The following is an 18,632-nucleotide window of genomic DNA, read 5'->3' on the forward strand; positions in this document are numbered from 1 at the left end:
CCGGACTGCCCGTCCGGCTTCCTGGGTGTTTTTATTTGTCCGCCTCGAGCATGGCCCGCGCGATCTTGGTCGGCATACCCTTGATTTTGCCGGACGGGAGGGCGCAAACGGCTATGCGCACGCCTTTAGCGAGCGGTACGGCGAAGATGTTGTCGGCGTGCAGCCTGGTGCAGACTGCGTCCGGGTTTTGGGCCGGGATGGACAGAAAGAAGCCGGCGATGTACGGGAGCATGTTGAGTTTGGCTTCTTTGGCTTCGGCGGTGAAGAGGTTTGCCCGCTCGGCGATCATCTGGTAATAGGCGGCCCGCTCTTTTTCCAGTTCCGCTTGGAGGGTGTCGTCCTTGTAGATGGCGCTGAGAAGGTGCTGACCGCCGCGGTTGATGTTCGACCAGGTGGCCCGGCTGAGGTACTGGTTGACATTGGCAAATTCGTTGATGACGTCCTGGCTGGCGGATATGCCGATCATTGCCCCTGTCCGCATTCCGTAGACGGTGTAGCCTTTGGACATGCTGTAACCGATAATTACGAGAATATTTTCCGGCAGGCCGCCGAATTTCTTCATAAAGGCCCTGCTCGCGTTCTTCTCGCCGGCGAAATCGATATAGGCAGCGTCGACGAATAGGGTGATTTTCTTGTCTTTCTTGGCGTTCTTGAGAACGGCCAGCACCTGGTCCCACTCGGCGCTGTCGAGGCTGTAGCCTACCGGGTTGTGGGCCGGGGTGTTGAGCAGGATGACGATGTTGTTCTGTTTGGCCAGCAGTTCGGTAACTTTGCTTTCGAATGATTTGACGTTGAATTTGTTGCCGGCGTCGAACAGGGAGAAGGTGTCAAGTTTGCGCATCAGCGCGTCGGACAGAACGCTGTATGGGTCCCAGTACCAGTCGGTGGTGAGAACGGTGTCGCCAACCTCGGAGTAGTTCCAGATGGTGTGGTGGATGGCGCCCGAGCCGCCGGAAGTGGAGACGGCCTTGGTGTAAGCTTCGGGGCGATTGTCGCCGAATGCGGCCACCTGGACCTTGTCGAGGAAATCGGGGATACCGGCGATGGGAGCGTAGGGGACAAGCTCCGTCATCGGCAGGCTTTTGTAAACTTTTTCAACGGTGGGCAGGATGACGAGTTTTTCGCTGTTGTCGAGCAATACCCCGATTGTAGCGTCAACTACGTTCTCTTTGCCGATTTTGGCTTTGGCGGCGTTGGCGGCGGCCGCCGCGCCGAAGATTTTGTCGGTGGCCGCTTTGCCGGCCATGTGGGATGCAGCGATACCGTAAGGCATATTATTTTCCTCCTCAATCAGTCACAGTATGTTTTTTGCCAATATTATCTTAACGTTTGGCACGTTAGCGATTATTCCTGCCATCGGTCAAGAAAAATCCAGTATACATCAGGGGTACATCTTATGGAGCATCCGCGGGAAGGGGATTGTTTCCCTGATGTGGTCGAGTCCGCAGATCCAGGCCACCGTCCGTTCGATGCCCAAGCCAAACCCTGAATGGGGGACGGCTCCGTAGCGGCGAAGGTCTAGGTACCATTCGAACGCCTCGCGCGGCAGCTTGTGTTCATCCAGACGCTGTTCAAGCAGAGCGAGGTCGTCGATCCTCTGTCCGCCGCCGATCATTTCGCCGTACCCTTCCGGGGCGATGAGATCAGCTCCCAATACCACTTTGGGGTCGTTGGGGTCGGGTTTCATGTAAAACGCCTTGATCGCGGTGGGATAGCGGTGGACGAATACGGGAGCGTCGAAGTTGCTGCCGATGATCGTTTCGTGAGGAGCGCCGAAATCGTCGCCCCAGACGAATTCCTCACCCGCCTTTTTCAGCAGTTCTACCGCTTCCGTATAGCTTATGCGGGGGAAGGGCAGTTTGATGGCCTCCAGCTTGGCAACGTCCCGCTCCAGCGTCTTGAGTTCCTGCCGGCAGCGTTCCAGTACCCTCTGCACGACGTAGAAGACCATTTCCTCCTGAAGCTTCATGTTGTCGTCGATGTCGAAGTAGGCCATTTCGGCCTCGATCATCCAGAACTCCATCAGGTGGCGGCGGGTTTTCGATTTTTCGGCCCGGAAAGTCGGCCCGAAACAATATACGCGCCCGAGGGCGGCTGCGGTAGCTTCGTTATAAAGCTGACCGCTCTGGGACAAGAAGGCTTTTTCGCCGTGATAGTCGATCTCAAACAGCGTTGTGGTGCCTTCGCAGGCGGCCGGCGTTATCACCGGCGCGTCGGCCAGCACGAAATCACGCTGATAAAAGAAATCGCGAAAAGCCTGTTCGATTTCGGAGCGGATGCGAATAACGGCTGTCTGTTTCGGGGTTCTGAGCCACAGATGGCGACGTTCGGCGAGGAATTCGACCCCGTGTTCCTTGTGGGTTATCGGGTATTCCTCGGCGATGCTGACGATCTCGAGCCCGGTGAGGGTAAGCTCGTAGCCGCCGACGGCTCGGGGCTCCTCCCTGACGACGCCGCTTACTTTCAGCGCGCTCTCCTGAGTAAGTGTGGCGGCAAGCGCAAATAGGTCGTCTCCGACCTCTTTCTTAACCATTACCCCCTGCACAAGGCCGGTACCGTCACGGACGATCAAAAAAGCGATTTTGCCCGAGGACCGAAGATTATACAGCCAGCCCTGGACAGTCACCGTTTCGCCTACATGGCGGCCAAGATTTTTTATGAGTGCCGTTGCCAATCGGTGCCACCCCTTTTGCCTCAATATCGTTAGTCTAACCTGAAAATATTTTCCTATTACCTTGTCAGCGTCAGGTCGCGGCACCCGGATCTACGTTCATCTTGCCGGTGATTTTGTCCACGCTGATGGCCACGGCAACACAGCCCTTGAGCATCGTGGCGTCCACGGCCGCGAACGGCCGTCCGGCGGCAAAACGCGCGGTCAGCGTATTCAGAACGTCGATCATCTCTTCTTCGTCGTTGACGATGCGGGCTTTCCCGAATACGACAACTGAGGTATAGCGGGTCGAGCAGCCACAGGCCTTTTCGGAAAATACCAGTTTGTCGGACTGGCTGACTTCAAAGCAAACGCGGTTGTTGGCGGCAATGTTGTCAAGCTTGTGCCCTTTGGGGGCGCAGTGAAAATAAATGCTGCCGCGATGGAAAATATAATTGAGAGGGGTTATATAGGGCTGTCCGTCGGCGCCGCACGTCGCCAGCCTTCCCTCTGTCCTCGCGGCGAGGTACGCGAACGCCTCACTTTCGCTTAACCACTTTTTCGGCATTTTATCCCTCCTGAAGATATGGATAATGTTTGATTCTTTATTTGGCGCTATTTTCCTGTCTCCCGACGTAAACATACGTGAAAAGTGCCATCTTCCCCAAAAGGAAAGCAGGCCTTGCGGCCTGCCTTTCGGTCGTCAGTTGCCAATGTTGTTCTTGCTGGTGAGCGTCTGTCCGGATTTGCCCTGTTGGCTGCCGCCTTGGCCGCCGCCCAGTTTGTTTTCCTGGGACTCGATCATCTTGCGGACCATGTTGCCACCGACGCGGCCGTTATCCGCCGAGGTCAGGGCACCCTTGTAAGTGTTCTGGTAATTCTGCAAGCCGAGTTCGGCAGCGGTTTCCACCTTCAGCTGGTCGAGAGCTTTCTGCGCCTGGGGGTTGACAGGTTTCCGACTCCTCGACATTAAGCAAAACCTCCCTTTGCGATTTTTGGGGTACCCATTTATAGAATGGCTAAAATGAGCCTTCACATACATTGAAAAAACTGGACAAAAAGAAGCGGCCCCGTAAAGGGCCGCTTTTGAAGACCGATTTAGAAGTTGAAGTCGAGTTCGGCACGGAACTGGTTCGGTTTGATGGAAGCATCGCTGGATTTCTTGGTGATGTCCTGGTATACCCACAGGGTGGCGTTGTTGGTAGGCTTGTATTTGGCTTCGAGACGAACGCCCTTGGAGTCGGCGAGCGCGCCGTTGGTCACCCAGTCACCGTCAACAGCGTTGTTCTCGATGTCGCGGAAGGATACTGCGTAGCTGAAGTCGCCCTTGTTGGCGGCTTGGCCAACGGTGGCTTTAATCATGTAACCGTCAGCTTTGGCGGTGTTGTTCTTCATATAGATACCGGTCAGGCCCACGTTTTCGGCAACCTTGCCGCCGGCGTTTACGGACCAGTATTTGTTGTCTTCGCGCTTCAGGTAGCCGGCGCCCATATCGATTGCCTGCACCTTGGTGTCGATGCTGGCGGCGAGAACGTCGTCTTTCACGGAGCGGCCGCCGAAACCGTAGAGGTTGAAGTCACCGGCTTTGCCGGCCAGCGAGATACCCTGGATACCGTTAACGTCGGCCAGCATGTTTTGACCTACGGAAACCGGTTGGCGGCCAAATTTGGCGTCAACTTGGCCGAACTTCGAGCCGATATACATTTGCTCCATGTTGACTTCCGAACCCTTGGAGCCGGTGCCGGCTTCGGCATAGTTGAGGCCGGTGCCCTGCATTTGCTGGTCGATACCCATGAGGCGGGCGTGAGCGTACATGCCTTCACCCATGTCGAAATCGAAGTTCAGGCGGATACGGGCGTCAGAGTAATCGCCGCTGCCTTTGGTGGTCTGGATCATGGTCTGAGCGTCGCCGGTAATCACGGGAGCGGCAAAAGCGGTAGCGGTCGAAATGGTAAGAGCAGCCATGATTGCAGCCGAAAGAAGTCTCTTTTTCACGGTTTTTTGCCTCCTCAGTTTTTTTGCGGGTGTTGTTTGTTGATGGTTACCTATAACCCGCCGCTTTCCTGAAGAGCCCTCAGCGTGAGTATCCACGTTTCCTCACAGTCAGGCGTCTCCGGGTTGCCGCCGGTTATCCTATAACGCATTTCCGCCGCGGTTCCGAGTAGTCACCCCGCTAACTCTTTTCGCGTCGGTTGCGATTATAAGCCTTTTATATTAAGCATAATTCTATTTAATTTACATAATTCCTTCACGTCTATGTAGTCATCCCGCTTGAAATTAATTACATGGAAATGTATCCAAATTATTCATGTTACATAATGTTAGAATTGTGGCATAAAAAAGACAGCGCCGTCGCGGCGCTGTCTTAAGAATCCGCAGAGTTACTTGCCGTTATCCTCTTCCTTGAAAAAACGGGCATGGATGGCGGCGACGGCTTCTTTGACCTTGTCGCCCTGGATAAGACAGGATATGCTGATTTCCGATGTGCTGATAACCTCGATGTTGACGCCGGCGTCTGCCAGGGCGCCGAACATCGCGGCGGCGATACCCGGGCTGCCGTACATGCCCGCTCCCACCACCGACACCTTGGCTACATTTTCGTCCACGACCACGCCGAGAACGCCGATCGTTTTACCAACCTCATCGATTATCTGTCTGGCGATCGGCAGGTCCGGCTGAGCTATGGTGAAGACGATGTCGTTGATATTTTTGTCGGCGTTGCGGATGCTCTGGACGATCATGTCAACGTCGATATTGGCCTGAGCCAGGGCGGAGAAAACCTTGTAGGCGATGCCCGGACGATCCGGCACTCCCAGAATGGCTACCTTGGCCACATTGGAGTCGTGGGTTACGCCTCTGATGATAAACTCTTTTTCTTCCACAGTGTATACCTCCCTGATAATTGTCCCAGGCTCGCGGCTGAAGGTCGAGCGGACATGGATGGGTACTCCGTAGTGCTTGCCCATCTCGACCGAGCGCGGTTGCATGACCACCGCTCCCAGCCTGGCCATCTCCAGCATTTCGTTATAAGTTATCTCTTTCATCCGCCGGGCTGTCTTAACTACCCTGGGGTCGGCGGAGTACACGCCGTCAACATCGGTATATATTTCGCAGATGTCGGCCTGCATGGCGCCGGCCAGCGCCACTGCGGTGGTGTCTGAGCCGCCGCGCCCTAATGTGGTGATGTCGCCGCCGGCCGTTATTCCCTGGAACCCGGCCACTATGACAATTTTCCCCGCCGCGAGTTCCGCCAATACCCTGTCCGGCTTAACGGTCTTGATTTTCCCTTTGTTATAGGCGTCGGTGGTGGCGATCCCGGCCTGAAAACCGGTGAGCGATACCGCCGGCTGTCCCTGCGAGGCAAACGCCATCGCCAGGAGAGCGATGGAAACCTGCTCACCCGTCGCCAGCAGCATGTCCATTTCCCGGCCATAGGGTTTATCGTTCACCGCTTTGGCCATCTGGATCAGGTCGTCGGTGGTGTCACCCATGGCCGATACTACTACGACCACCCTGTCATCCGGCTTTTTATCGGCGAGGACGCGCCGGACTACCGCCATAAGCTTCTCCGTTGTCGCAACTGAGCTGCCGCCGAACTTTTTTACAACTAGCGCCATATCCATTACCTTCCTTCTGCTGCACAATAGGAGTTATTATTCTCCAAGCGCGTACAATTTCCTCCTGGGAATGCACATTCAGAATATTGCGGCTATGGATGCGCCAGGTAAAAGGGAAACCCGGCCTTAGCCGGGTCCAGGTTGGCGATAAAGCCCCATCTGCGGCGTTGTTCCTTAGAGCGCTTGCTAGCGTACGGACGAGTACGCGGCCGGACGCTAGCGCCATCCATGGCGCGTCCGGCACTAGGCCCATCCAAGGGCCGTCGTCGCAGCGCGCTCTGAAGGACGCCCCGTACACTGCACGTGCGATTATCGCCTACAGCATAGAACGCTGATAAAGCCAGGGTAGTCAGGACGTGCATCTAGGGCTTTCTAGCCAACCTTGGGTTATCTACTTCAAGCAGTAATCTTAATCTCTTTTGAGCTTTCCCATAAACCGTGGATATTGCAGTAACTCTCGGCGATAAGGGTTCCTGAGGCGCTCAGCTTTATCGCCGCGGTCACTTGGGGCTCGCTAAAGGCGGGACCTTTGTTGGCCCCCTCCACCGATTCTCCGTGGGCGGAAAACTCGTAGCCACCGAGATCATAGGCGAATTTTCCGCCTTCGGGCTTGAAGTAGAGCTTGATCCAGCGAATATGGTGCTCGGTCGTGTTGGGATGGGCTATTTCTTTGCCTACCGACACCTGGACAGTGAATTTTCCGCCCGCTTGCGCACTATCCGGAGCCTCGATTACCGGGACGTGCTTCTCCGTTTTCCAGTCTGCGCTTTGTACGACATCGGCAATTTTCATTTTCGGATCCTCCTCGAATTTTTTCTATTTATAGTAATAGTATTACTCCGTTGTTTCAAAAATTCCTTCTTGAGAATTATTATTTATTAGTAATTTTTTATTTTTAATGAGTGAAACCGGCCGCAGTTACGCCGGCCGGTTTCATTTTCTTATTTTGACCATTACCATCGAGCGGGCCAGCACATAGCAAAAGGCAAAGACGCCACCGACAGTAAAAAAGAAGGCCACCGGCTTTACCATCATTATTTCGGAACTGGCGATCAGGCTGAGCAGCAAGGCTGCCATATAGGCGAGGAACCCGTCTCCGTACCGTTCGGCACTCAGGCGCGGGGCAATTATCAGCCATACCAGGAAGCCGTACAGTACAACATTAACATTTTGACCAATCTCCATGCTAACCTCCGCGCGTCGGCTATTTGCGGCTGGCTTTGGCCGCCGTACGCCTTATCCAGGCCACTGATGTGAATACCATGAGTTGAACGACCATCCCGAGAACAAACAGCCATGCCTCGCGATGATATTCGAAAAAGTACATAACCGCCGAGGCGATAAGTATTGCGCAGGTGTAAGCCCAGACAGGCCTTAAAGCGCGAATACTCCGGTTTTTTCTAATTCGCGGCATGAGTAACCAGCCGAGTAGTGCGCCCCAAAAAGTCACAATCGAAGGAGACATGATGTCCTCCCTAAATAACATGTGTTGTGATTATTCGGGATGGAAGACACTTTATCCTGCTCGCAAAGGATGGTGTCAGGTCTTTTGCGTCGTCAGCCAGACGCCGCCGATTATCATGACTGCACCAATCAACTGCTCGGCAGATACGGCTTCATTCAGCAATACCGCCGCCAAAAACATGCCGGACACGGGGATTAAGTTCATAAAGACGGCCGCCCGGCTGGGACCGATTACCGTCACTCCCTGGTTCCACCAGTAGAAAGCGATGACCCCGCTGCCGATAATCATATACGCCATACTCGCCCACCCCAGCGGGCTGAGGACGATACTGCCGTCAAACCCTTCCCACAAGGCGGCGACCAGTAATAATGCCGACCCGGCCACACTTGCCCACGCCGTCGCCGCCAGCGCCGACATTCCTCTCATCACGCGGCGGCCGACGACGGAATAAACCGCCCACGCTACCGGTGCGGCCGCCAGCAATATGTCGCCGATGTTGAATCTCAGACCCGTGAGCACACTTAAGTCGCCGCGGGTGATAACTGTCACCACCCCGGCCAAGGATAGCGCTACCCCGAGCATCTGCCGTCTCGCCAGGCGCTCATGCAGGAATATGGCGGCCAAGCAGGCGGTGATAACCGGGTTTACGGCGGCAAACAGGCTCATATTGGTTGCGGTGGACAATTTGACCCCGCTGTAAACCAGAAAATTGTGTCCGAAAATGCCGGTCGCAGCCATTGCCAGAATCCCCGGCAACTGCCGCCGTTCAGGCAGACACTTCGACCCTTCCATACGCCAGACGAGCGCAAGCAATATGGCGCTGACCCAGGCAAAACGAAAAAAAGCGGTGGTAACCGGCGGCAGTTCGCCCACGACGTACTTGGCGGTCACCGCATTACCACCCCACATTACGGCAGTCAGCGTCAATATAATGAGGACACCTTTCTCGGTATGCATTAAAAAACGCAGCAAACCCCCACCTCCCGGATGTTGACAAAAGTAACATTATGTTTCAGATTCTCATATGATGTAGCAGGTAGACAGCAAAAAAATTATACCATCTCTCCATAAAATAATAAAGGAGGATACTAAGGCCTATGGACTGCAAATACCCGCACTGGTATCAAGGCGATGACAACATGGAGCCCGGCTGCGACGACTACATGATGAAAGACGTCTGCTGCGACGAGCCCATGCCGTACAAGATGTACGACTTCCATCGCGAAAGCCTCAAAGACCGCATCCTTTGCCTGATTGGCGACGAAGTAATCTTCTCCGTCGACGCCCGTATCTGCGGCAAGGAATCTTTCTGCGGCACTCTCTGCTACGTAGGCTGCGACTTCGTCATCGTCAACGTAAATGTCCGCCATCGTTGCCTGTCAATGCATATTCCCATCAAAATGATCCGGTTTATCGCCCCATTTAAATAACCGGCGGTCCGGGCGCTGTCTTCACATCCATTTCGCGGCGGCATAAGATATATCAACCACCCTGTTAGGAGGGTTTGCCGTGAAAAAGAACCGCGATCGCAGGCCGATGACGGTGGACGCTGAGCATCTGCGGCGCCTGCACCTTGAAGCCTGCGAGCAGCTTGATCTGCTGCGCACCGCCCTGGAAGCCGCCGACCATGCCAGCGGCACCGCCCGGGATACCCTGGACGACATGGCCGTTGACCACTGGAACGGCTACCTCGACGTCCTCCATATGATCACCCTCCATGACGATCTCATGGCGGCCGTCCTAAGCAAACACGGCATGAGTCTGCGTGACAGCGACAGTACTGAGACCGGCCAGGAATACTGCGGCAGCCGTTTGCCTCTTCTGCCCCTTCTTTCAGCCTTGGGTCGCCGACACCGTCGCTTTGCCGACGTTTATGGGTGGCGGGGGCATCCGATGGGCGATTACCTCAAAGAATCCATGACCGCCGAACGGGAACATATGGCCGAGCTAATCGCGCTGATCCAGGATATACTGTAAAACTGCCTGCGAGGGCAGGTTTTTTTTTGCCCGTCCCGGCATTTCCCACAGCCCCTGGCCGGCATGCTGTCATCGCCAGGAATCGGGGCGCCGGAAATCGAAATACTAATACAAGCACCTGTAAAGGACTGAAGCCATGTTCTCCTTCATTCTCTCCGGCGACGAACAGCCCACGTTCCTGAACAAACTCCTTCGGAGGCTGAATTTCTCCCTCACCCTCCGCCGCAAGCTGAAACGCTGCCCGGACGCCATCCGCCTTAACGGCATACCCGTTACCTGGCAGACGGTCGTATCACCGGGCGATGTCCTCACAATAACCTGGCCTGACGAGAGCCATATCGAACCCATTCCTCTGGCCCTCACCGTCTGCTACGAAGACGATCACCTGCTGGTGGCGGACAAGCCCGCCGGCCTGCTTGTTCATCCGGCAAGCGGCCCGCCGGAACCTACTCTGGCCAACGCCGTCGTCCATCACCTGCGCACCCGCGGCGAGGCCGGCGCCTTTCATCCGGCACACCGCCTGGACCGCAACACATCCGGACTGATCCTTATCGCCAAGAACCCTTATATTCAGCACCTCCTCTTCGCCGACGGCGGCAAGCCCCTCGAGCGCACCTACCTTGCCCTCGTCTCCGGCCACCCCCACCCTCCGACCGCTGTAATCGATGCCCCTATAGGCCGCCTTGCCGGCAGCATCATCCAGCGCACCGTCTGCCCCGACGGAAAAGCTGCCTCCACCGCCTACGAAACCGTTGCTGCGGCCGGTCCGCACAGCCTAGTCCGCCTGCGCCTGCTTACGGGCCGGACGCACCAGATTCGTGTCCACCTTGCCCACATTGGGCACCCGATTATCGGCGACGATCTCTATGGAGGTTCCACCGCCCTTATCGGCCGGCCGGCCCTTCACGCCGCCGCGTTGGCCTTCCCCCACCCGGTCGGCGGTCAACGGGTATCGCTCTCCAGCCCCCTGCCTCCGGATATGGACCATCTGTTGGCTGAGCTGCAGTCAAGACCGGTCTCCGGCGAGACCGCTGATTTGTGAATATATTGATCGGAATCTTGTAGCGCTATTTTTCGCTGATTTGGAAAATGTGGTATAATTAACGCGGACAATAAGCTAGGAGGGATCTCTATGCCGTTGGTATCGTCAGCGGAAATGTTCAAAAAAGCCTATGGTAAATACGCCGTGGGCGCGTTCAACGTCAATAACATGGAAATTATCCAGGGTATCGTCGACGCCGCCAAAGAAGAACAGGCCCCGCTGATCCTGCAGGTATCGGCAGGCGCTCGCAAATACGCCAAACATATTTACCTCATGAAGTTAGTCGAAGCGGCTGTCGAAGACACCGGGCTGCCGATCTGCCTGCATCTTGACCACGGCGAAGATTTTGAGATCTGCAAAGCCTGCGTCGACGGCGGGTTCACGTCCGTGATGATCGACGGCTCCAAGCATCCTTATGAAGAAAATATCACCCTGACTAAGAGGGTGGTCGAATATGCCCACGCCCGCGGCGTCACCGTCGAAGGCGAACTCGGCCGCCTCGCCGGGGTAGAGGATGCCGTCAACGTCAGCGCCAAGGATGCCACCTATACCGACCCCGATCAGGCCGCCGACTTCGTCCGCCGCACCGGGGTCGATTCGCTGGCTATCGCAATCGGCACCAGCCACGGAGCCTATAAATTCAAAGGTGAACCGCAGCTTGATTTTGACCGTCTCGCCAGAATAGCCGCGCTCTTACCCGGCTTCCCCATCGTCCTCCATGGCGCATCAACCGTCCTGCCCGAATTTGTCGCCAAGTGCAACACTTACGGCGGACAGATCAAAGACGCGCAAGGCGTGCCCGAGGAGATGCTCAAAAAGGCCGGCACCATGGGCGTCTGCAAGATCAATATTGACACAGACCTCCGCTTGGCGATGACCGCGAGCATCCGCGAAGCTCTCGCCGTGAATCCCGACAAGTTCGACCCCCGCGACTACCTGCGCCCCGCCCGCGAAGCGATCAAAAATATGGTCAAGCATAAAATCAAGAATGTCCTCAATGCCAGCAACCGCCTGTAGAAAAAACCGGAACCGCAAGGTTCCGGTTTTTTTTTTTTGCGTTTAGTAAATACACCCTCCCAAAACTGCGTATAGACCGCCTTTGTTGGGAGATGTTATGAACAAAAAAGCTTGTGGAAAGGGGATATCGAAAATAATGGACCTCAACGCACCGCTGGCCAAACTGTCGTCGGATCAGCTCGCCGCCATCAAAGACTACGAGGGCGAGCTGGCGAAAAAATTCGGCAATCCGGTCATCCTGCTCGCTTTCGACAAGTGAAGACACGAAAAGGGCGAAGACTTAAACGTCTTCGCCCTTTATCGTCTTAGAATACGTCTTGTTCCATTCGCCACATTTCGTAAAACAGGCCTCTTCTGGCCATCAGTGCGTCGAAATGCCCTTGTTCGGCCACCCGCCCCTGGTCGAGAACGACGACTGTATCCACGGCAGCAAGTCCTGACATCCGATGAGTTATCAGGATGGTTGTGCGCCCGGCCATGCTGGCCAGGAGCGTGGTCATCAGCGCTTGTTCGTTTGCCGGGTCGAGGCCTGCGGTCGGTTCGTCAAGGATGACGATCGCCGGTTTTTTGAGCAACACACGGGCCATCGCCACTCGCTGACGCTCACCGCCTGACAGGCAGTGGCCGTTCTCCCCTACAAGCGTCGCCAGTCCTTGCGGCCACTGGTCAATAATAGCCCCCAGTCCGGCATATCTGGCGGCGGCGGCAACTTCCTTTTCACCGGCTGCCGGATCGGCTAGGCGGATATTATCGGCGACGCTGGCGTTGAAAAGATGGTTATGTTGCTCAATAACCCCAGTCGCTGCCCGCACGGCCGCCACCCCATATTCGCATATTTCCCGCCCTCCTAGGAGAATGCTGCCGCTCTCAGGCTCGTCAAAGCGCAGCAACAGACGAGCCAGCGTACTTTTACCTGCTCCGCTGACCCCTACAACCGCCACGTGGCTGCCTGCCGGCAACGAAAGGGAAAGGCTGTCGAGCGCCCAAGGGCCGTCTGATCGATAACGGAAACGGACGTCGCGCAGTTCCAGGTCATACGCCACAGGTGGCTCTTCACTGGCCTGCTTCTCAACAACCGGTCCGGACGCAAGCACGGAAAAAATGCGTTCGGCCGCCGTCCGGCTTTCGCCCCAGTAACGAAAAGACGCAGTCAGCGGCAGCACCGCCTCGGCCGCCCCGTGGACAAGCAGGGTAAGCGCCCCAAGATAGACGCCGGCGATCTGCCCGCCCCGCACCATCTCGGCCACAACTAAAAAGACGGCTAAGACCGTAATATTAATCACCAGACCACTGGCGGCGTCGGCCATACCTGTCAGGCCAGCCGTCCGTCTCTGGGCAAACGCCAGACTATCGCCGGCTTGGGTCGCCCGTTCGAGCTGGCGCTCCGTATCGCCTGCGGCCGCCAGCTCCCGCCAGCCGCGCAAGCTATCGATTACCGCCTTATTCAGCCCGGCTCCGGCGGTCGCCAGTTCTCTGCCCAGTCCGGCTCCCAGACGGTAAAAGATCAACGGTAGCGCCACCCCGGCCAGCAGAAACCCGATGAGTACGGGGTAAATCAGCTGCCCGGCGAACACGCCGAGAAAACACGCCAGGCCAGCCACCGTCAAAATGGCGATAAGCGGCGGCAACGCAACCCGCAGGTAAAAGAACTGCAGCCTGTCGATATCGGCGACCAGGCGCGCGAACAAATCGGCTTCGCCGATCCCGGCAAAACGGGCGGACGGCATCTGCTCGAGGGCTGCGTACAGCCGCACTCTCAGGGCGCTCAAAAGCCGCAGTGTGGCGTCGTGCGACAGATAGCGCTCAAGGTACCGGGCCCCGGCCCGCAGCAGTGTGAACAACCGTATGCCGACAATCGAAACCGATAGGGCGGCGAGCGGCGGCGACAACGCCGCCATAGCGATGAGATACGCGGCTGTCGCCAGCATTCCTGCCCCAGACGCCACCGCCAGGAAACCGATACCCGCCGAAGCCGCCAGCAGGCCCCATGCAGGGCCGGCCAGCCCCAGAAGACGCCCCAGGTATCTCATGCCGTTCCCCGGTAGGCGCCCACCAACCGGGAATACACCCCCTGCCTGGCCATCAGTTCCTCATGGCGGCCCTGCTCACAAACCACGCCTTCGGTTAGCACGACGATCACATCGGCAGTATATACCGTTGTCAGGCGGTGAGCGACCACGAGCGCCGTGCGTCCGGCCAGCAGCCGGTCCAGCCCGGCACGTACCGCTTTCTCCGTCCGGGGATCGAGTCCGCTCGTCGCCTCGTCGAGAATAATCACCGCCGCCTGGCGGTAGAAAGCACGGGCGATGGCGATACGCTGCGCCTCACCGCCGCTCAGGGCCAAACCTCCCTCGCCAATAAGCGTGTCATATCCTTGCGGCAGACGGCTGATGAATTCGTGCGCCTCGGCCGCCGCTGCCGCTGCCGCCACCTCAGTCAGCGAACCCGCGCTGTCCTGGCGGATATTGTCGGCCACAGTGCCGGCGAAAATGTGCGGAAACTGGGGGATATAGGCGACACGGCGCAGCCAGTCTTCCCGGCGGATGCGTCCGAGCTCCTGCCCGTTAACGCGGATACTTCCCTGCGAAGGCGCGACAAATCCCAGCAGCAGATTAACTACCGTGGTTTTGCCGGCGCCGCTCGGCCCAACCAGCGCCACCCGCTTGCCGGCCGGAATGGTAAAAGACACATTTTGCAGCGCCGGCTGATCGCGCCCGGGATAGCCGAAGGCAACGTCAGCCAATTCCACCGTTATAGCCGCGCCGGCTGTCAGGGGGAGCACGCCGAAAACGCCTGCCGGCAGTGGCTGCGCCAACAGGCCGAAAACGCGCTCGGCAGAGGCGATGGCGGCTGCCCCGGCGTGGAAATGGCTGCCCAGCAACCGGAAAGGCAGATAAAACTCCGGCGCCAGCAGCAGGATAAAGAAGGCCCCCTCAAAGCCGATGCCGCCGTACAGAAGCTTTAAGCCTACAGTCACCGCCACCAGCGCGACACTGATTGTCGACAAAAGCTCAAGGGAAAGCGCTGACAGGAACGCGACCCGCAGCACCCCCATCGTCTGCCGCCGAAATTCCTCGCTGTAAGCAAAGATAATTTCCGTCTGCTCGCGGCTGCGACCGAAAAGCTTCAGGGTATTAAGCCCTTTCAGCACATCGAGAAAATGGCCGCTCAGCCTGCCGAGCACCTGCCAGCGCTTTTGGTGCAGTTCGCCCGCCCAGCGGCCGATCAGCGCCATCATCACCGGGATGAGCGGCGCCGTCGCCAGCATGATAAAGGCGGCCGTGCCGTCGATAGGGGCCACGACCGCCAGCACGAGCAGCGGTACGGCCACAGCCACCACCATCTGCGGCAGGTAGCGAGCGAAAAAGGCGTCGAGACTTTCCAGTCCTTCGCCCAATAGGTTGGCAAGTTCCCCCGTCCTCTCCGCCCCGCCGTGCACCGGCCCCCGAGCGGTCAGATGAGCCAGCAGACGCTTCCTGAGTCCGGCTTTCACCGCCAGTGCCAGACGGCTGCCGACAGCCTCAATTAGCCATACGACGGCCGCCCTTGCCACCATTAACGCCATTAGGCCATATATCCAGGGCATTAATTCGCTGCTACCCAGCCCCTTCAAGAACACTCCAGCGACAAGGTGCGCGAAAACATAAGCCTGGGCCACCGCAATTCCGCCCGCGGCCAAACCGGCGCCTGTCAGCAGCGCCAGCAGAAAAGCCTGCTTTTTTCCCTCTTTCCACAAATCGCGATGAAACATCGCCGCCCCCCAGACGAAAGACCGTGACCTTGTTTTTCGTGGGGTCACGGTCGCCTTTTGTTAGTATTCTAGGTCGCGCAACGTTACCCTTTTGCGAAAAGTCCAGTAGGTCCAGGCCTGATAGGCCAGCACTACCGGCACCAGCAGCCCGGCGGCGATGGTCATCAGCTTAAGTGTGAGCGGGCTGGATGACGCATTGGCTACCGTAAGACTCCAAGCGGGATTAAGGCTGGAAACCATCAGACGCGGAAAGAGGCCCCAGAAAAAGGCTACCGTCGTAAGCACAATGGCCAGCCCGCTGGCTACGAACGCCCACCCGGTGCGGCCGACCCGCATGGCAAGGTAGCTGAGAACGAAAGCGCCCACAGCTGCCCAAAGGCTGATGCCCGCGCCGATGCTGGCGAAAAGGTCGGTATACATGTAGGTCATGCCTACCAACACCAGACAGGCAGCCGCGGTAAAGCATCCGATCACGAGCGCCGCCCGGCGAGCCCGCTGTGCCAAAGCATCCTCCAGTTTGAGGGTAAGATAGACCGCCCCGTGGTAGACGAACACCAATAGAAAAGCGGCGCCCCCCACCAGCGTATACGGGCTCAACAGATCGAAAAAAGTGCCTACATAATTCATTTTGTCGTCGATGGGCACTCCTTTTATGAGGTTAGTCACCGCCACGCCCCACAGCAGGGCTGGCACCAGGCTTCCGGCGAAAATCAGCCAATCCCAGGTGCTGCGCCAATTGGGGCCGGGCTGTTTGCTGCGAAAATCGAGGCCTACCCCGCGGACGATGAGGGCGACGAGCATCAGGAACAGCGCCAGGTAAAAGCCGCTGAACAACGTGGCGTACACGTGGGGAAAGGCGGCGAACAGCGCTCCCCCGGCCGTTATCATCCAAACCTCGTTGCCGTCCCACACCGGGCCGATCGAACCGATAATGAGGCGTCGCTCGCTGTCACTGCGTCCCAGGAAGGGCAGCAAAACGCCCACACCATAGTCGAATCCCTCCAGGAAGAAGAAACCGATAAACAAAACCGCGACCAGCACAAACCAGATAACACTCAGGTCCACAGTTCCACCCCCTTGCCTTCAGCCGGCTCAGCCGTTTCAACCGATGCCGCCGGCCCCTGTTTGGCGAACTTGCCCATCAGGTATACTCCTATCACGGCCAGCACCCCATACACGATCGTGAAACCGATAAGCGTAATCCAAATACTTGTCGCCGATACTGTCGGCGACACCGCCTGCTCCACACGCTGCAGGCCGAAAACAATCCACGGCTGCCGCCCGGCCTCGGCCACATACCAACCGGTAGAGTTGGCGATATACGGCACGGCAAGGGTGGCCACCGCAGCCTTCAGTAACAGCGGCTTATTCTCCAGTGTACCGCGTCGCCAGAAATAGGCGCACAGAACGGTCACCGCCAGCAGCCAGATGCCAGCAGCAACCATAACCCGAAAACTCCAGAACACGGACGGCACATCCGGCACATAGGAGCCGGGACCGAACCGTTTTTCGCTCTCCTGCTGGAGGCTCTTGATACCCTTCACCTCGCCGGTCGGCGAGTTATGCACCAAGAGCGACAGGCCGCCGGGGAAACTGACCTCCCCACGGTTCTCCTGCTTCTTGCTGTCGATGGCGGCAAAAAACGTGAACGGCGCTGGGTCGGCCGTCTCCCAGAGGGCCTCGATAGCCGCCAGCTTCATCGGCTGAACCTCGGCGAGGATCTGGGCCTGGCGGTGACCGGTGGCTGCCACCAGCAGACTTGCGGCCAAAGCACAGATAAGTCCCATTTTGAAGGATGGCCGGAAAAAATCCACCTGGCTGCGCCGCAGCAAATGGTAGGCGCTTACGGCCATTACGAATACGCCCCCGGTCACCAGCCCGCCCAGAACGGTATGGGGAAACTGATTCCATACGTACGGATTTGTCAGCAGAGCAGCAAAATCGTTCATTTCCGCCCGCCCGTTGCGCAACACATATCCGACCGGCGCCTGCATAAAAGAGTTCGCGACCAGGATCCAAAAAGCCGAAAGATTGCTGGACAGCGCGACGATCCAGATAGCAGCAGCATGCAGCCTCTTAGACAGGCGATTCCAGCCGAATATCCATATACCAATAAAGGTAGATTCAAGGTAGAAAGCGGTGAGAGCCTCAAGCGCCAACGGCGCTCCAAATATATCACCCATGAAACGGGAGTACTCCGACCAGTTCATGCCGAACTCGAACTCCTGCACCAGGCCGGTCACAACCCCAAGGGCAAAGTTTATTAGAAATAATTTCCCCCAGAACTGGGTCATTTTTTTATATAGCTCGTTGCCGGTGCGGACGTAAACCGTTTCCATCGCCGCCACTAGCAGTGACAGACCTAAAGTCAGCGGCACGAACAGAAAATGGTAGGTTGAGGTGATCCCAAACTGCCAACGGGCTAACAAAAGTTCATCCATTCTTTCCCCTCCTTGTCAAATGACTTCCGGGATAAACCTAGAAATCAGTTATGGCGCTTCTTTTCGGCCAGCAATGCCGCCAGATTCGCCTGCCGGAGCCCGTCGACCAATTGATCCTGCAACCTTGCCAAAGCGGCGTGGACCGGGCACTCTTCCGTACAGTGCTTGTTGCAGGCATCCCGCTCCTCCAAACAGCGGTGAACGACAAGCTTTCCTTCCATAGCAATTACAATATCCAGAAGGCTGATCTCAGCAGCCGGCCGGGCAAGAGCAAAGCCGCCCTCCACACCACGATGGGAACGTATCAGACCGGCCTTACTGAGAGGACGCGTTATCTTCTGGAGAAACCGGGGAGGAATAGCCTCGCTTGCCGCCAACTCCTGAGTATTGACGATCGAGCCGGGCGGCAGCTTCGCCAAATGGAGCAACGCCCTGAATGCATAATCAGTCGCTTGATTGAGCTGCACATAATACCCCCTTTATAATATACTATACTGGTATGGTTTTATTTAATTTTACCATTTGAGATTTTAAATATCAATACTCATGAAAGCATTTTTCTGAAAATTACGAGCTAACGCCCGTCGGGTCAGCTCCTACAAACAGACAAAACCCGCTCGTATAAACGAGCGGGTTTTTCTAACCGGCGCCTACCTATCCTCCCAGGCCGTT

20 protein-coding genes are annotated in these 18,632 nt (G+C 57.0%); 5 read left to right on the top strand and 15 right to left on the bottom strand.

Annotated elements, in window-relative coordinates:
* Window positions 1–31: 31 nt before the first annotated feature.
* The 10 genes from RIN56_15340 to RIN56_15385 all read right to left on the bottom strand — a co-directional run bounded on the left by RIN56_15340 (window position 32) and on the right by RIN56_15385 (window position 8,704).
* Window positions 32–1,273 (bottom strand): aminotransferase class I/II-fold pyridoxal phosphate-dependent enzyme, encoded by a 1,242-nt coding sequence (locus RIN56_15340; protein ID MDR7868170.1) that lies wholly within the window; start codon window positions 1,271–1,273, stop codon window positions 32–34.
* Window positions 1,274–1,381: 108 nt separating this feature from the next.
* Window positions 1,382–2,674 carry an asparagine--tRNA ligase gene (gene asnS, locus RIN56_15345; protein ID MDR7868171.1) on the bottom strand — a complete coding sequence of 431 codons (1,293 nt, stop codon included), beginning with the start codon at window positions 2,672–2,674 and terminating at the stop codon, window positions 1,382–1,384.
* 70 nt (window positions 2,675–2,744) lie between these two features.
* The gene (locus tag RIN56_15350; protein ID MDR7868172.1) at window positions 2,745–3,218 is read right to left on the bottom strand and encodes a pyridoxamine 5'-phosphate oxidase family protein; all 474 of its coding nucleotides are present in this window, start codon (window positions 3,216–3,218) and stop codon (window positions 2,745–2,747) included.
* Between the two features lie 135 nt (window positions 3,219–3,353).
* Entirely contained in the window at window positions 3,354–3,620 is a 267-nt protein-coding gene (locus RIN56_15355; protein ID MDR7868173.1) for an alpha/beta-type small acid-soluble spore protein, read from the bottom strand.
* A 128-nt stretch (window positions 3,621–3,748) separates the two neighbouring features.
* Window positions 3,749–4,645, bottom strand: coding sequence for a hypothetical protein (locus RIN56_15360; protein MDR7868174.1), 897 nt, complete (start codon window positions 4,643–4,645; stop codon window positions 3,749–3,751).
* Between the two features lie 386 nt (window positions 4,646–5,031).
* Window positions 5,032–6,267 (bottom strand): aspartate kinase, encoded by a 1,236-nt coding sequence (locus RIN56_15365; GenBank protein ID MDR7868175.1) that lies wholly within the window; start codon window positions 6,265–6,267, stop codon window positions 5,032–5,034.
* Window positions 6,268–6,663: 396 nt separating this feature from the next.
* Window positions 6,664–7,059 (bottom strand): class II SORL domain-containing protein, encoded by a 396-nt coding sequence (locus RIN56_15370; protein MDR7868176.1) that lies wholly within the window; start codon window positions 7,057–7,059, stop codon window positions 6,664–6,666.
* A 141-nt stretch (window positions 7,060–7,200) separates the two neighbouring features.
* On the bottom strand, window positions 7,201–7,452 hold the full coding sequence (locus RIN56_15375) for a hypothetical protein (protein MDR7868177.1): 252 nt from the start codon (window positions 7,450–7,452) through the stop codon (window positions 7,201–7,203).
* 19 nt (window positions 7,453–7,471) lie between these two features.
* Window positions 7,472–7,594, bottom strand: a complete 123-nt coding sequence (locus tag RIN56_15380) for a hypothetical protein (GenBank protein ID MDR7868178.1) — start codon at window positions 7,592–7,594, stop codon at window positions 7,472–7,474.
* Window positions 7,595–7,807: 213 nt separating this feature from the next.
* Window positions 7,808–8,704, bottom strand: coding sequence for a DMT family transporter (locus RIN56_15385; GenBank protein ID MDR7868179.1), 897 nt, complete (start codon window positions 8,702–8,704; stop codon window positions 7,808–7,810).
* 125 nt (window positions 8,705–8,829) lie between these two features.
* Between RIN56_15385 and RIN56_15390 the strand changes: the two genes are divergently transcribed.
* From RIN56_15390 to RIN56_15410, 5 genes are all read left to right on the top strand, one after another.
* Window positions 8,830–9,162 (top strand): hypothetical protein, encoded by a 333-nt coding sequence (locus tag RIN56_15390; GenBank protein MDR7868180.1) that lies wholly within the window; start codon window positions 8,830–8,832, stop codon window positions 9,160–9,162.
* Window positions 9,163–9,241: 79 nt separating this feature from the next.
* The gene (locus tag RIN56_15395) at window positions 9,242–9,709 is read left to right on the top strand and encodes a hypothetical protein (protein MDR7868181.1); all 468 of its coding nucleotides are present in this window, start codon (window positions 9,242–9,244) and stop codon (window positions 9,707–9,709) included.
* 136 nt (window positions 9,710–9,845) lie between these two features.
* The gene (locus tag RIN56_15400; protein MDR7868182.1) at window positions 9,846–10,751 is read left to right on the top strand and encodes an RluA family pseudouridine synthase; all 906 of its coding nucleotides are present in this window, start codon (window positions 9,846–9,848) and stop codon (window positions 10,749–10,751) included.
* A gap of 90 nt (window positions 10,752–10,841) precedes the next feature.
* A complete protein-coding gene (gene fba, locus RIN56_15405; protein ID MDR7868183.1) occupies window positions 10,842–11,768 on the top strand; it encodes a class II fructose-1,6-bisphosphate aldolase in 927 nt (308 codons plus the stop codon).
* A 136-nt stretch (window positions 11,769–11,904) separates the two neighbouring features.
* Entirely contained in the window at window positions 11,905–12,027 is a 123-nt protein-coding gene (locus RIN56_15410) for a hypothetical protein (protein ID MDR7868184.1), read from the top strand.
* Between the two features lie 46 nt (window positions 12,028–12,073).
* Here RIN56_15410 and cydC read toward each other — a convergent pair whose 3' ends face one another.
* Genes cydC through RIN56_15435 form a run of 5 tightly spaced genes read right to left on the bottom strand, consistent with a single transcriptional unit; the run spans window position 12,074 to window position 18,427 of the window.
* A complete protein-coding gene (gene cydC, locus RIN56_15415) occupies window positions 12,074–13,798 on the bottom strand; it encodes a thiol reductant ABC exporter subunit CydC (protein MDR7868185.1) in 1,725 nt (574 codons plus the stop codon).
* A complete protein-coding gene (gene cydD / locus RIN56_15420) occupies window positions 13,795–15,519 on the bottom strand; it encodes a thiol reductant ABC exporter subunit CydD (GenBank protein MDR7868186.1) in 1,725 nt (574 codons plus the stop codon). Before cydD ends, cydC begins: the two co-directional genes overlap by 4 nt.
* Before the next feature lie 60 nt (window positions 15,520–15,579).
* Complete coding sequence (cydB, locus tag RIN56_15425; protein MDR7868187.1) at window positions 15,580–16,584, bottom strand: cytochrome d ubiquinol oxidase subunit II; 1,005 nt, start codon at window positions 16,582–16,584, stop codon at window positions 15,580–15,582.
* Window positions 16,575–17,960, bottom strand: coding sequence for a cytochrome ubiquinol oxidase subunit I (locus RIN56_15430; protein MDR7868188.1), 1,386 nt, complete (start codon window positions 17,958–17,960; stop codon window positions 16,575–16,577). Before RIN56_15430 ends, cydB begins: the two co-directional genes overlap by 10 nt.
* 44 nt (window positions 17,961–18,004) lie before the next feature.
* Window positions 18,005–18,427 carry an Rrf2 family transcriptional regulator gene (locus RIN56_15435; protein MDR7868189.1) on the bottom strand — a complete coding sequence of 141 codons (423 nt, stop codon included), beginning with the start codon at window positions 18,425–18,427 and terminating at the stop codon, window positions 18,005–18,007.
* Between the last annotated feature and the right edge of the window lie 205 nt (window positions 18,428–18,632).

It is taken from the genome of Sporomusaceae bacterium (genome assembly GCA_031460455.1).
Taxonomy (GTDB): domain Bacteria; phylum Bacillota; class Negativicutes; order Sporomusales; family UBA7701; genus Anaeroselena.

Coding starts and splice junctions, on each gene's coding strand:
- RIN56_15400 (MDR7868182.1), top strand. CDS start 9,846: ATGTTCTCCTTCATTCTCTCCGGCGACGAACAGCCCACGTTCCTGAAC.
- RIN56_15350 (MDR7868172.1), bottom strand. CDS start 3,218: ATGCCGAAAAAGTGGTTAAGCGAAAGTGAGGCGTTCGCGTACCTCGCC.
- RIN56_15355 (MDR7868173.1), bottom strand. CDS start 3,620: ATGTCGAGGAGTCGGAAACCTGTCAACCCCCAGGCGCAGAAAGCTCTC.
- RIN56_15390 (MDR7868180.1), top strand. CDS start 8,830: ATGGACTGCAAATACCCGCACTGGTATCAAGGCGATGACAACATGGAG.
- RIN56_15375 (MDR7868177.1), bottom strand. CDS start 7,452: ATGGAGATTGGTCAAAATGTTAATGTTGTACTGTACGGCTTCCTGGTA.
- RIN56_15380 (MDR7868178.1), bottom strand. CDS start 7,594: ATGTACTTTTTCGAATATCATCGCGAGGCATGGCTGTTTGTTCTCGGG.
- fba (MDR7868183.1), top strand. CDS start 10,842: ATGCCGTTGGTATCGTCAGCGGAAATGTTCAAAAAAGCCTATGGTAAA.
- RIN56_15430 (MDR7868188.1), bottom strand. CDS start 17,960: ATGGATGAACTTTTGTTAGCCCGTTGGCAGTTTGGGATCACCTCAACC.
- RIN56_15365 (MDR7868175.1), bottom strand. CDS start 6,267: ATGGCGCTAGTTGTAAAAAAGTTCGGCGGCAGCTCAGTTGCGACAACG.
- cydC (MDR7868185.1), bottom strand. CDS start 13,798: ATGAGATACCTGGGGCGTCTTCTGGGGCTGGCCGGCCCTGCATGGGGC.
- RIN56_15370 (MDR7868176.1), bottom strand. CDS start 7,059: ATGAAAATTGCCGATGTCGTACAAAGCGCAGACTGGAAAACGGAGAAG.
- cydD (MDR7868186.1), bottom strand. CDS start 15,519: ATGTTTCATCGCGATTTGTGGAAAGAGGGAAAAAAGCAGGCTTTTCTG.
- RIN56_15410 (MDR7868184.1), top strand. CDS start 11,905: ATGGACCTCAACGCACCGCTGGCCAAACTGTCGTCGGATCAGCTCGCC.
- RIN56_15340 (MDR7868170.1), bottom strand. CDS start 1,273: ATGCCTTACGGTATCGCTGCATCCCACATGGCCGGCAAAGCGGCCACC.